The following is a 12,631-nucleotide window of genomic DNA, read 5'->3' on the forward strand; positions in this document are numbered from 1 at the left end:
TGGGATCACCCGAGTCCAGCAGGGTCACACTGGCCACTCCCGTACCGTCTGAGGCGGTTCGAGACCCCCGAGATTCGGTCGTTCGACCGACAGAGGGATGGAACGACATACCGGACATGGCGTCGCCGGCGCCGGGAGCGAAGCGAGCGGGCCGAATGGGGCCCGGCGCCGGGAGCGAAGCGAGCGGGCCGAATTGCGCCCGGCGCCGGGAGCGAAGCGAGCGGGCCGAATTGCGCCCGGCGCCGAACGAGACCCCCGTGGAGTCGTGGAGGCGGAACGGGCAAGATCGAACTCATGTCAGACGTGCAGGTGATCGAGGTCGGGCCGCGGGACGGGTTGCAGAACGAACAGGCGCTGCTCTCGATCGACCAGAAGGTCGATTTCATCAGCCGGGCCGTGGACGCCGGCGTGCGCCGCATCGAGGCGGTCAGCTTCGTCAACCCCAGGCGGGTTCCGCAGATGGCCGGTGCCGAGGAGGTCATGGACCGGGTGCCCCGCGTGGATGGCGTCTCCTATATCGGGCTCGTCCTCAACCGTCGTGGTCTCGACCGCGCCCTCGCATCCGCGGTCGACGAGGTGAACGCGGTGGTCGTGGCCACCGAGGAGTTCAGTCGACGGAACCAGGGCTGCAGCGTCGAGGACACCGTCGCGGCAGCCGTCGACGTCGTCCGGGACGCGCGCGCGGCCGGGATCGCGTCGACGGTGACCATAGCGGTGGCGTTCGGCTGCCCGTTCACCGGCGAGGTCAGTCCGGGCTGGGTCTCCGACATCGTGGCCCGGCTGACCGATCAGGCCGCACCGGACGAGATCGCGCTCGCCGACACGATCGGCGTCGGGGTGCCGGCACAGGTTCGCGACCTCGCCAGACGGACCGCCGAACGAGCTCCCGGCATCCCGCAACGCTGGCACTTCCACAACACGCGGAACACCGGCTATGCGAACGCGCTTACCGCACTCGATTCGGGTGCGCGCGCGCTCGACGCGAGCATCGGCGGCTTCGGCGGGTGCCCGTTCGCGCCTGCGGCCACCGGCAACATCGCGTCCGAGGATCTCGTCTACGCACTGGATCGATCAGATGTCAGCACCGGCGTCGACATGCGACAGTTGGTCGACGCCGCACAATGGCTGGGCACAGCCCTCGACAAGGATGTCCCCGCACTCCTCGGACGTGCCGGACCTTTTCCGGCCGCCCGCTGAGGCGGGGACACCTGTCGATGAGCCACGCAGATCGATCGGCCCTCGAGATCGGTGGGCCGCAGCACGACTGCGCGGCGACTCCCGGCGACTACCCGGTGGTGTGCACGATCAGGACGTCGCACGCCGACTTGCGAGCGACATCGGCGGGGACCGATCCGAGAAGCCGGCCGGCGATCGAGTTCAGGCCGCGGTTGCCCACGACCAGGAGGTCGGCCTTGACGTCGCTCACCAGTTGCAGGAGCGCGTCGACCGGAGCGCCCTTGACCGGGCGCTGCACCACGTTCGTCGCACCGGCCTTGGCGGCGCGTTCCTTCGCGGTCCGCAGGATCTCCTCGGTCGGGGTCGACCCGGTGACCTGATATGCCTCGTCCTTGAGGACGTCGGCCGCGTCCCCGGCACCGCGCTCGTTCGGGAAGTACGCGCACGCGATCACCAACTGAGCGTCGCCCGCGAGTGCACCCGCACGTTCCACAGCCTTCATCGACGACTCGGAGCCATCGGTACCGACGACGACGGTTTCGTAAGAGCTCATCCCAACCTCCCGACATGAAATCGCCTCGCTGCCCATCAGCGAGGCGTCACCGCGTATCCCCGAATTGCAGGGGTCTTGCATCGGGACACTAGTTTGCCACGGACGTGTCTGTCCCCCGTTCGTGGTGATCGGCACATCAGCTGCGCATCACGGCGGTCCGCTCACCTCGGGCCACTACCACTCTCAGCTGTCCGTTCACACGGCGCGGGCGAACCGGTGAGGCGTCTACTTGATCCCGGCCGCGTCCATCCCGCGCATCTCTTTCTTCAGATCGGCGATCTCGTCGCGGAGTCGCCCGGCGAGTTCGAACTGCAGGTCCCGAGCAGCGCTCATCATCTGGTCGGTGAGTTGAGACACGAGGTCGGCGAGTTCGGCCCGGGGCATCAGCGAGACGTCGCGCTTCTCGATGACCCCCGAGCTGCCGGCCTTCGAGACCTCGCCCTGGGCGCGGCGTCCGCGGCTGGAGTTCCGTCCGGAACCGCCGACCGCAACGGTCTCGTCTTCCGCCTCCCGGTAGACCTGGTCGAGGATGTCGGCGATCTTCTTGCGCAACGGCTTGGGGTCGATCCCGTTCGCCTTGTTGTACGCGATCTGCTTCTCGCGACGTCGCTCCGTCTCGTCGATCGCGTTGCGCATCGAGTCGGTGATCTTGTCCGCATACATGTGGACTTCGCCGGACACGTTGCGGGCCGCACGACCGATCGTCTGGATGAGCGAGGTGGTGCTCCGGAGAAAACCCTCCTTGTCGGCGTCGAGGATCGCGACGAGGGACACCTCCGGGAGGTCGAGGCCCTCGCGCAGCAGGTTGATGCCGACGAGGACGTCGTAGTCACCCGATCGGAGCTGACGCAGGAGTTCGACGCGGCGCAGGGTGTCGACCTCCGAGTGGAGATAGCGGACCCGGATGCCGAGTTCGAGCAGGTAGTCGGTGAGGTCCTCGGCCATCTTCTTGGTCAGGGTCGTCACCAGCACGCGCTCGTCACGGTCGGTTCGCTCACGGATCTCGTGGACCAGGTCGTCGATCTGGCCCTTGGTGGGTTTGACAACGACCTGGGGATCGACGAGACCCGTCGGGCGGATCACCTGCTCGACGAACTCGCCGTTGGACTGGCCCAGCTCATACGGCCCCGGGGTGGCGGACAAGTACACGGTCTGTCCGATGCGATCCACGAACTCGTCCCATGTCAGCGGCCGGTTGTCGACGGCCGACGGTAGGCGGAATCCGTACTCCACGAGGTTGCGCTTGCGCGACATGTCGCCCTCGTACATGCCGCCGATCTGGGGCACGGTCACATGCGACTCGTCGATGACGAGAAGGAAATCGTCGGGGAAGTAGTCGATCAGTGTCGCCGGGGCGCTCCCGGCGGCGCGTCCGTCGATGTGCCGAGAGTAGTTCTCGATGCCCGAGCAGAATCCGACCTGGCGCATCATCTCGAGGTCGTACGTGGTCCGCATCCGTAGACGCTGGGCTTCGAGCAGTTTGCCCTTGCCCTCCAGATCGGCGAGCCGTTCCTCGAGTTCGCGCTCGATGCTCGCCATGGCCTTCTCCATGCGTTCGGGCCCGGCGACATAGTGGGTGGCCGGGAAGATGCGCAGTGAGTCGACCTGGCGCACGACGTCTCCGGTCAGCGGGTGCAGGTAGTACAGCGACTCGACCTCGTCGCCGAAGAACTCGATGCGGACGGCGAGTTCCTCGTACGACGGGATGATCTCGACGGTGTCGCCACGGACACGGAAACTCCCGCGGGTGAACGACATGTCGTTACGCGTGTACTGGACGTCGACGAGAAGCCGCAGCAGTGCATCGCGATCGATCTCCTGACCCACTTCCACCTCGACGGATCGGTCGAGGTACGACTGCGGTGTGCCGAGGCCGTAGATACAGGACACCGAGGCGACCACCACGACGTCGCGCCGGGACAGCAGGCTCGACGTCGCCGAGTGACGCAAACGCTCGACATCGTCGTTGATCGACGAGTCCTTCTCGATGTAGGTGTCGGTCTGCGCGATGTAGGCCTCGGGTTGGTAGTAGTCGTAGTACGACACGAAGTACTCGACGGCGTTGTTGGGCAACATCTCGCGCAGTTCGTTCGCCAACTGCGCCGCGAGCGTCTTGTTCGGAGCCATGACCAGGGTGGGACGCTGCACCTGCTCGATCAGCCAGGCGGTGGTCGCCGACTTTCCGGTACCGGTGGCACCGAGGAGCACGATGTCCTTCTCACCCGCGTTGATCCGGCGGGTCAGATCTTTGATGGCGGCGGGCTGGTCGCCGGCGGGTTCGTATTCGCTGACGACCTCCAGCCGGGCTTCGGTCCGTTCGATCTCGCCGACCGGCCGGAACTCCGAGTGCGCGATGACGGGGCGTTCTGCTGCAAAAGCCATAGTGCCAGGGTAAACGCGACCTATGACAACGATGTTCCCGCTCGATGCGCCCGCCGACGCCCGATGAGTGCGGCGACGAGAACGACCACCGAGCAGAGCGGGATCGGCTGGCCGACGGAGACGAACACGACGACGTCGCCGAGGAGCGCCGCCGGCGCCGCGATCCGGACGACAGTACCCGGGACCGGCGCCTTTCCCTGGGTCCGGCGCGGCACCCGCGGCCACGGCTTGGCGATCGACAGCCAGGCCTGGAATGCGATCAGCGTCGCCATCACGACAGTCGCGGTCAGCAGACCCGGCGTTGCGTCGTCGCCGGATCGCGTCGCCTCGTCGAGCGTGGGCGAGAGCACCGCGATCCCGACGACGAGCTGCCCGACCGTGATCACGAATTTCACGAGTACCCACCAGTGCACGAAGAAGCCCAGGGCGTCGTCGACGACAGGAGGAACCCGGACATCGCCGACAGGTTGGCCGAGACGACGAGCACCGTGGTGTCCAGGACGTGCGCCGCGACGACGCCGCCTTCCCCTGGATTCAGCATCAGCACCAGCAGGGCGAGCGCCTGACTCATCCAGCTGACCGAGGACAGCACATGGATCCACAGGAGCATCTGCCTCGCGCGCCTGGCAGACGATTTCGGTGCGGTGAATCGGCGCGCGGGACCACGGGTCGCTTCGACGGAAGTCATCTGTCGACCTTGCGCCGACCGCCCCGCCTCGCACATCGGTGAGAACTCGGGCTTTCACCCTGAGATCGTCGGTCGTTCTGTCTAGATTCGGTGCATGACCAACCATCGCGGACGCGCGGCCGAGCCGGTGCCCGCATCACACCCGGTGCACCCGCCCAAGCGGGAGGTCTTCGACGTACCCGGGATGACGAACACGGACAACAAGGGGTTCGTCCGGCCGGTCGAGGAGTACCGCGTCACCGACTACGGGCTGTACATGTCGCGCCACGCACCCGGACATCCGCGGTTCGATCACCTGGAATCCTGGCTCCTGCCCGCATTGGGACTGCGCGCCAACATCTTCCACTATCAGGGCGGCTACCGGGAGGGTCAGCGCCTGTATCTGGATGTCGGCCGCTTCGCCGGCCCCGACGACGCCGGGAGGTGGTACGCCGAGGACTGGTATCTCGATCTCGTCGACGTACCCGGCACCCCGCCGGTGCTGCTCGACACCGATGAACTGCTCGAGGCGCACCGGGACGGGCTCCTCGACACCGCACAGTGCGTCGAGGCCGTCGAGATCGCCACGCGCGCGCTCGTCGGTACGGCCCAGCACGGGAACGACGTCCAGGCCTGGCTGGACGCCGCGGCGGGCGGCGTGGTGGCCTTCAGCGACCACGACCATCGCCGCGGCGGCGCCCGGTAGATCTCGACAGACCTCAGAGGTCTCAGTAGGTGGGAAGGACGAAACAGGCTCCGTTGCGGATGAAGTCCGGGAGCTGGACGCCGGTACCGACGGTGACCGCTCGCGTCTTCTCCACCCCGTCGAGGGTCGCCTTGAGCACGTATCGACCCGGTGTCGACGGGCGCCACGTCGGCCTGACCTCGACACTCGTGGGCTTCCGGTCGTAGATGGTGACCGTGCGACCGGCACCGACGGATGTCACCTTCAGATTCGACTTCGCCGAGCCGGGGTCACCGACGAGCACGGACAGCTCGTAGGCACACCCTGCGCCGTACACGCCGTAGTTGAACGAGCCGTTGGCCGACGACCCGTACCCCGGGAGGGTGTCCACCGCGATGCCCTGCAGGGCCGCCTCGGCAGGCGCGGCCAGTGCGACACCGGCGCACGTCACCGCACCGAAAGCTATTGCGCCGCCGACAATCCGCGCGCGACCCCTACGTCCCCGACCGACCATGCTGTGCTCCACTCCTGGGCTCGTCCTCGAGCACACCACCACCGCGGAGGCGTGCGACTCACAAGCTAGCAGCGCTCCGCACCGCGCGTAAGCATTTTGGCAACGTTTGTAGTCAGTTTTTGTGCCGCGCGCCTCTCACCCGGTGACGACTCGCACCGTGGCCGGTCTGCCGGGGTCGCACGAGCCGTACAGATCCGGCCCGGCCGGCGCGAATCCACCGTCGGCCAACCGGTCGACCAGGCCTTCGGCGGCAGCGGCATCACGGGCCGTCACCTGCAACTCGACCGCTGCCGCGTCGGTGACGTCGACGGCGGTGGCCAGTTCACCGGCCACCGCCCACAGCCGATTGACCAGACGCGCGGACGGACCGTGCGGATCGGGTTCGGACGCGACGAGTTCAGGGACGGGATCGGCGACCCGGCGACGGCGGACATTCATCTCGAGCGGCACGAGACGCTCATCCCAGACCCGCGCCGCGGATGCCGCCAGATCCTCGGGGGCGCCGGAGTTGTCCAGCCACACGTCGGCGACGGCACGACGCTGTTCGTCGGTCGCCTGCGCGGCGATGCGGGCGCGGGCGTCGGCCTCGGCGACACCGCGCATCGTCGTCAACCGGTGCAACCGCACGTCGGCTTCGGCGAACACGATGACGACCAGATGGAAGAACGGCGCCGTGTGATTCTCCACCAGCAACGGAATGTCCTGCACCACAATCGCGTCCGCCGGCGCATCGTCGAGCAAGGCTTGCGTCCGCGCCCCGATGAGCGGGTGGGTGATGCCGTTGAGGGTCTGCCGCGACTCGTCGTCGACGAAGGCCTTCGCCGCGAGAGCCGGACGGTCGAGGCTCCCGTCGGTGGCCAGGATGTCCGGCCCGAACGCCTCGACCAGCGCCGCCAGACCCTCCGACCCCGGCTCGACCACCTCCCGGGCGATCTTGTCCGCGTCGATGATGTACGCGCCCCGCTCGACGAACGTCTTTGCCACGGTCGATTTGCCGGCGCCGATGCCACCGGTCAGTCCAAGCCTGATCACGACCCCAGTCTGACAAACGCCTTCACGTTGGAGTACGTCCGGGGCAGTCGCCCTGCACACCATCACGCCGCGGTCAACGAAGCGGCCTCCCAACAGAACGTACGAACTCGTCTGCTGCTACTTGAACGGGTTCAGTGTGCGCCCAAGGCGGTAGCCGATACGTCCGGGGATGGGGCGCATCGCGGCCGCGGACACCTTGTTGATGACGCCGGGGATGCAGACGGGTTTTCCGGCCTTGACCGCGGCCCAACCTTCGCGGACGACATCTTCGGGTTCCTGCCACATGAATCCCGGCAACCGGTCCGCGGCGTCGCGGGTGCCCATGACGTCGTGGAACTCGCTGTGCGTGAAGCCCGGGCACAGTGCTGTCACATGAATGCCGTGCGGTTTGAGCTCCATATCCAGCGATTGGGACATGTTCAGCACATAGGATTTGATCCCGGTGTAGAGCAGGCCCTCCCCCGGGGCGATACCGCAGCGAGAGACGACAGGTTCACGATCCGTCCCCAGCGCCGTGCTTTCATGTCGGGTATCACGCGATGGGTCAGCTCGGTCACCGCCGTGACCATGAGCTGGAGTTCGGCGGCAACCGATTCCCATGGGGTCTCGGAGAACTTGGTGCTCGAGGACAGGCCTGCGTTGTTGACCAGCACGTCGATCGGCATCCCCAGCTCGTCCGCCCGATCGATGATCGCGGCGGCGGGAGCGGCCGGGTCACTCAAGTCGGCCGCAATGACCTCGGCGAGAACGCCGTGTTGCTGACGGAGTTCGGTTGCGAGCTCGTCGAGCCGGCCTGCCCGTCGCGCCACCAGGATCAGGTCGTGGCCTTCGGCGGCGAGATGTCGGGCGAACGCGGTTCCGATTCCGGCGGAGGCTCCCGTGACGAGAGCTGTGCGGCGGGGAGGGTGTGCGCTCATCGCGGGTCGCCAACGTGGCGGTCCAGGAAGTCGAGCTGGTCGGCGACGATGGTCTCGAAGTACGGGTCGAGGTAGGGCTCGAAATGGCCACAATCGTAGGTGTGCACCTCGCCTTTCGGTATGCGGCGCGCTACAGCCTGGGCTTTGTCGATCGGCGTGACGTCGTCCTTCGCTGCCAGTTGGACCAGCACTGGGACGTTGATCGCCGCTGCGTGACGTCCGGGAGAGTAGAAGGGCACGCGCAGTGCGATCCGGGCGGCGACGTCGTTTTCGGCGAGCAGTTCCTCACGCATGTCCCCCATGCGTTCGACTTGCTCGTAAGCGCCTGGCGAGGTCATCATCGCGACGTCGCCGGGTCGCCCTATCGCGGCCATCCGGTAGGGCGTCCGTCCCGTCCACGCCCGGAATTGATCACGCGCCCCGGCGATGATCAGTCGCGCCACCAGTGTTGGAGACTGGGAGAACGCTGACGCGGGGCCGCTCACGTGCGGAACCTGGACGATCGCGGCGACCACATCGTGGTCGTGGGCAGCCAGTTTCAGGACGTGGCCGCCGCCGAAAGACGACCCCCACGCCACCACGCGCCGCGTGTCGACGCCCTCCAGGCCCCGAACGTAGGCGATTGCGGCATCCCAGTCACTGAGCTGTTTTCCGATGTCGAGAATGCGACGCGGCGACCCGCCACTGGCACCCCAATGGCGGTAGTCGAAGACAAGCGCGGCATACCCGGCCTGCGCGAACCGTGCGGCGTAGGCGTCGAGCCTCAGTTCGCGGAATGCGGCGAAACCGTGAGCGAGGACGACGATGGGCGGGTTCACGACCCCATCCGGGCGGTAGAGCCAGGCTGCGCACTGGACATCGCCGGACTCGAACGTGACATCGGATCGAACGTAGGTGAACTGACGCGTCATCGATGGACCTCCATCAGGTATCTTGAATGGCGTTCAACAAGCTAGCAGCTTCTTGAATGCCGTTCAAGACCAAGTGGTGTGGAGGTGGTGTCCGTGGCGCGGAACAAGAGGCCGCAGGCTGCCGACGAGAAGCGCCAGGAGATCGTCGCGGCCGCCCGGAGGCTGTTCATCGAAGGCGGATATGAGGCGACGTCGATGAGCAGGTTGGCGAAGGAAGCCGGGGTGGCGCCCAACACCATCTACTGGTATTTCGATGACAAGGATGACGTGCTCGTTGCAGTCGTGTCCGCCGTCATGGCCGATGTCTGGCCCCAGTATCAGGCAATTGCAGACGAGCCGATCGCCGCTCGGGTGTTGTGGATCGTGCGGCGATTGACCGAGATGAGCGGTCTGGTGACCACAGTGCACTCTCGCGTACCACACTCCTCTGCAGTAGCGGAGTGGCACAACAATTTTCACCTCCTCACGGCCACCTTGTTCCGTGCCGAGCTGGAAACAGCAGGCGTCCCTGCGGAGACCGTCGACGCCGAGGTGACGATCGCCGTGTTCACCGTCGAGGGACTTTTGATGCACACGCGGGACGAAGGCGAACAGCGCACCATATGCGAGACATTGGCCCATCGGTGGCCGTCGGCCACAAGCTAGCCGGGGCGCTGGCCCGGACCGGTGATCAGTACCGGCGCCGCTCCTCCAGGACCTCGAAGGTCCGGCGGTCGGCGGCCGTGTGATCACCCCGGAACCGACCGATGGGTGTCGCCATGATCGCGTCGGCGCCGAACTCGGTGACGCCGAGAAGCCGAATCACGGCCGCCCGGGCAGAGGCCTCGCCGTCGGCAGCGGTGACAGCAGCCAGAACCTCGTGAGGTCTTGCCTGCGCGGCGACGACGGCCCGCATGTACTCGAGGCGCTCGGTGTCGTCGTCTGCCGTGTTCCGACGCCGATCGCGAGGCGACGGGGCCGGGCGAATCGGCCCGTCCCACACAAAGAGTGCGTCGGGCAGCGTCTCCGGTTCGGCGAGGTTGTCGACCTGCAGCAGGACGTCGCCGCGGTCGTTCGCCACCCGCACCAGCAAGCCGGTCGAGTCGTCGAAAACCAGGACGACCGCGCCCGCGCCCGCCCCGACGAGTCGGACCGACCACCCGGGCCGGCCGCCGATGTCCTCAGGGCTCGTCGCGTCGGCCGCCAACCCGGCACTCATCTTGTGCAACAAGGAGTCCGGGCCCAACAGATCGAGTGGGCTGAACCGAGCACCCAGAAGTGCCATACGGATGTCGCCGTCGAGCTGCTGCATGTGATCGTCGACGCGAACGACCGAGGACCGGCCATTCGCGAGGTATATCGGTCTGCCGGCCCTCTCGACGCGCCATCTCCCGCCCGGGGCGTGCTGAAAGTCGAAGGCAATCTCCTCGTCCGGCGACTCGCGGACCGCCAATGTACCGGCCACATACACCGATTCGGCGGCCGCATTGCGACCGGCGAGCTCCACCCACGACGGCGTTTTCATACGTGCAGCCTAGGCTGAATCGGACCGACGGGTTCCACGCCCCGCTCGACGGAACCGACTGCGTCGTGCGACGGTGACGAGATGTCGAACGCCGACCCGGACTTCGGTCTGCTCTTCCCTACTGCGAACGCCGATGTCCACGACTTCGCCAGCCTCGCGGGGCGAACTTCACCGCGGTCGACGCTGCAGGTGGTCGAGCTGCCGTGGCCGGCAGAGACGCATTTCGAACTGGGCAGCATGTCGGACCGAGATCTGGCGGCCACTGTCGCCCGGCTCGGTCATCCTTCCGCGATATCCGATGCGCTGAGTGGTTCTGCGGACCGGTTCGACGCCGTTGCATTGGCGGTCACCTCGGCGAGTTTCATGCTCAGCCCGAGTGCCCACCGGCGACAACTGACAACCATCGAATCGACAGCCCGGTGTGCCGCGACCTCGACGATGCGTGGATTTCAGGAGGCACTGGCCCATCTCGGGGCGACTGCCGTCAGCGTCGCCTCGGTGTACCCGCCGCATTTCACCGACCGATTCATCGAGCACATCGCCAAGTCCGGCACTTCGGTCATCCACCGGGTCGATGCGAACGCTCGCACCGATCGTGACCTGGCGGAGTGGGGCGATGCCAGGATCATCGACCTGGTCGATAAGGCCGCTCATCCCGATGCGCGGGTCGTCCTACTTCCGGAAACTGCTCTGCACACCGACCACTTGACCTCTGCCCTCGTGCAGGCCGCCGGGGTTCCGGTGTTGACCGCCACGCAGGTGACGGTCTGGTCCCTATTCCGGGCCGTCGGCCGGGTACCGCGAGCTGACGACGCCGGACCCCTGTTCCTCGGCTGAGTACTGCGCGGTGTCGTGGCCGCACCACCGGAACGGATGTTACGAAACAGGCAGAGACCTCGTACCACCCGCGCGATCCCGGATCGGGAACACGCCGGCGGGACGAGGTCTCCGTGGACTGCCGGTCAGCCCGTGACGGCGGCGAGTTCGATGGTCTCGTGCGGCAGTTCCGCCTCACCGACCTTCTCGTTCTTGTTCAGATCGATGGCGACGATCTTCTTCGCCGCCGGATCACTGACGTACGCGATGCCCTCCTGGACGACGACGTTCGGCATCGGGGACTGCCACTCGTCCGGTTCGGTCCACGCACCGATCGCCGGGATGGTGGCGGTCTTCGTGGCCGTGTTGACGTCGAAGACGTGCAGGGCGCCGTCGGTTCCCAGGATCACCGCGGAACCTCCGGGACCACGCTCGATGGACCGGAAACTGTACGAGGTGCCGAGATCGACGAGACGGAGCTGACCGGTGCGGGTGTCGGTGAGCGAGAAGCGCGTCGGGCGTTCGAGTTCGGCGTCGGGGTCGGACTTGTAGTCGCCGAGGATGATCGGGGACTCGTCGCTGCCTGCCTGGTTGCCGATCCGGCCGTAGGGGTCGGGGCTGTCCACCTTGCGGATGTCGTTCCCTCGCACGATGAGAAGGCCGTCCTCACAACCGAAGGCGAGGACACCGTCGGCGCCGGCGGCCTCACCGTGCACTCCCGGGCACTGGTCGTTGCGCACGATCTCCTTGCGCTCACCGTCGAGGATCGCGACCCCGCTGCGCGAGTCCTCGTTGCCGACGGTGACGACGACGGTGCCGTCCTCCCGGAACACCGCGACCCCGTGGTGGGGCTCGGGGAGTGTGAACGAGGTCGATGCCGGGTTGCCACGGAGAAGTTCGGCGGGTTCGACGATCTCGACCTCGCCGGTCCCGTCGGTGAAGAGTGTGATCCGGGAGTCATGGGGCACAACGTGTCCGGGCTCCTCGCCGCCGAAGGTCATGTCGGTGAGGGCCGGAGTGGTCGTGTAGTGGTGACCGTGGTCGCCGTGCTGGCGCGTCCAGGTCCCCATGTCGAGAACCCGGAATCCGTCCGACTCGGAGACCAACACGTTCCGGCCGTTGTCGGCGCTGTTGAGTCGGATGAAGCCGTCGACCGGAAGGTCGGCCACCTGCTCGAGCGACTCCGCGTCGAGAACCAGGATGCCGCCGTCGTAGCTGAGCGCGAGACGCGGTGTGGCGCTCTGCTGTTCGACGGCCTTGGCCGAACTGGGGGCAGCGGGCGTCGAGTCGCCGGAATCCTCGCTGCCACAGGCGACGAGCGCGAACGATGCGGCGGTGAGGATCGCCAGAGATCGGGTCAGATTTGTCCGTTGTGCAAACACCCGAACAGTGAACAGCTCAATGAAAATGATTGTCAACAACGCATGGATGCAGGTGAGCCCTCGCGTCCGCAGCTATCCTTCCGAGCACTCGC

13 protein-coding genes and 1 pseudogene are annotated in these 12,631 nt (G+C 66.7%); 4 read left to right on the forward strand and 10 right to left on the reverse strand.

The genetic code is table 11. The features are described from left to right. The first annotated feature begins 294 nt into the window (after window positions 1-294). Window positions 295-1,197, forward strand: a complete 903-nt coding sequence (locus AMD30_RS12390) for a hydroxymethylglutaryl-CoA lyase (protein WP_055475848.1) — start codon at window positions 295-297, stop codon at window positions 1,195-1,197. An 88-nt stretch (window positions 1,198-1,285) separates the two neighbouring features. Here AMD30_RS12390 and AMD30_RS12395 read toward each other — a convergent pair whose 3' ends face one another. The 4 genes from AMD30_RS12395 to AMD30_RS25435 all read right to left on the reverse strand — a co-directional run bounded on the left by AMD30_RS12395 (window position 1,286) and on the right by AMD30_RS25435 (window position 4,799). Continuing rightward, window positions 1,286-1,729 carry a universal stress protein gene (locus AMD30_RS12395; RefSeq protein ID WP_004018865.1) on the reverse strand — a complete coding sequence of 148 codons (444 nt, stop codon included), beginning with the start codon at window positions 1,727-1,729 and terminating at the stop codon, window positions 1,286-1,288. A 225-nt stretch (window positions 1,730-1,954) separates the two neighbouring features. After that, window positions 1,955-4,111 carry an excinuclease ABC subunit UvrB gene (gene uvrB / locus AMD30_RS12400; RefSeq protein WP_014927058.1) on the reverse strand — a complete coding sequence of 719 codons (2,157 nt, stop codon included), beginning with the start codon at window positions 4,109-4,111 and terminating at the stop codon, window positions 1,955-1,957. A gap of 20 nt (window positions 4,112-4,131) precedes the next feature. Then, a complete protein-coding gene (locus AMD30_RS25430) occupies window positions 4,132-4,506 on the reverse strand; it encodes a hypothetical protein (protein WP_231632701.1) in 375 nt (124 codons plus the stop codon). Beyond that, complete coding sequence (locus tag AMD30_RS25435; protein WP_231632702.1) at window positions 4,503-4,799, reverse strand: hypothetical protein; 297 nt, start codon at window positions 4,797-4,799, stop codon at window positions 4,503-4,505. The genes AMD30_RS25430 and AMD30_RS25435 overlap by 4 nt, the downstream gene beginning before the upstream one ends. Window positions 4,800-4,893: 94 nt before the next feature. On the opposite strand from AMD30_RS25435, the gene AMD30_RS12410 reads away from it, so the two are divergent. Next, complete coding sequence (locus AMD30_RS12410; protein ID WP_055475849.1) at window positions 4,894-5,484, forward strand: DUF402 domain-containing protein; 591 nt, start codon at window positions 4,894-4,896, stop codon at window positions 5,482-5,484. A 22-nt stretch (window positions 5,485-5,506) separates the two neighbouring features. On the opposite strand, the gene AMD30_RS12415 is transcribed toward AMD30_RS12410, so the two are convergent. The 4 genes and pseudogenes from AMD30_RS12415 to AMD30_RS12430 all read right to left on the reverse strand — a co-directional run bounded on the left by AMD30_RS12415 (window position 5,507) and on the right by AMD30_RS12430 (window position 8,837). Next, window positions 5,507-5,977: a hypothetical protein gene (locus AMD30_RS12415; RefSeq protein WP_035717260.1), complete on the reverse strand. Its 471-nt coding sequence runs from the start codon at window positions 5,975-5,977 to the stop codon at window positions 5,507-5,509. Window positions 5,978-6,112: 135 nt separating this feature from the next. Next, window positions 6,113-7,009 carry a dephospho-CoA kinase gene (gene coaE / locus AMD30_RS12420; RefSeq protein ID WP_055475850.1) on the reverse strand — a complete coding sequence of 299 codons (897 nt, stop codon included), beginning with the start codon at window positions 7,007-7,009 and terminating at the stop codon, window positions 6,113-6,115. A 117-nt stretch (window positions 7,010-7,126) separates the two neighbouring features. Further along, window positions 7,127-7,926: pseudogene (locus AMD30_RS12425) on the reverse strand (SDR family NAD(P)-dependent oxidoreductase). Next, complete coding sequence (locus tag AMD30_RS12430; protein ID WP_055475851.1) at window positions 7,923-8,837, reverse strand: alpha/beta hydrolase; 915 nt, start codon at window positions 8,835-8,837, stop codon at window positions 7,923-7,925. The pseudogene AMD30_RS12425 and the gene AMD30_RS12430 overlap by 4 nt, the downstream one beginning before the upstream one ends. 93 nt (window positions 8,838-8,930) lie before the next feature. Between AMD30_RS12430 and AMD30_RS12435 the strand changes: the two genes are divergently transcribed. After that, window positions 8,931-9,482: a TetR/AcrR family transcriptional regulator gene (locus AMD30_RS12435; RefSeq protein ID WP_197282775.1), complete on the forward strand. Its 552-nt coding sequence runs from the start codon at window positions 8,931-8,933 to the stop codon at window positions 9,480-9,482. A 25-nt stretch (window positions 9,483-9,507) separates the two neighbouring features. Here AMD30_RS12435 and AMD30_RS12440 read toward each other — a convergent pair whose 3' ends face one another. After that, window positions 9,508-10,341, reverse strand: a complete 834-nt coding sequence (locus AMD30_RS12440) for a hypothetical protein (protein WP_055475852.1) — start codon at window positions 10,339-10,341, stop codon at window positions 9,508-9,510. An 81-nt stretch (window positions 10,342-10,422) separates the two neighbouring features. On the opposite strand from AMD30_RS12440, the gene AMD30_RS12445 reads away from it, so the two are divergent. Continuing rightward, complete coding sequence (locus AMD30_RS12445) at window positions 10,423-11,178, forward strand: hypothetical protein (protein WP_055475853.1); 756 nt, start codon at window positions 10,423-10,425, stop codon at window positions 11,176-11,178. Between the two features lie 125 nt (window positions 11,179-11,303). Here AMD30_RS12445 and aztD read toward each other — a convergent pair whose 3' ends face one another. Continuing rightward, a complete protein-coding gene (aztD, locus tag AMD30_RS12450; RefSeq protein ID WP_055475854.1) occupies window positions 11,304-12,539 on the reverse strand; it encodes a zinc metallochaperone AztD in 1,236 nt (411 codons plus the stop codon). Between the last annotated feature and the right edge of the window lie 92 nt (window positions 12,540-12,631).

The organism is Gordonia sp. HS-NH1 (assembly GCF_001418765.1).
Classification (GTDB): Bacteria; Actinomycetota; Actinomycetes; order Mycobacteriales; family Mycobacteriaceae; genus Gordonia.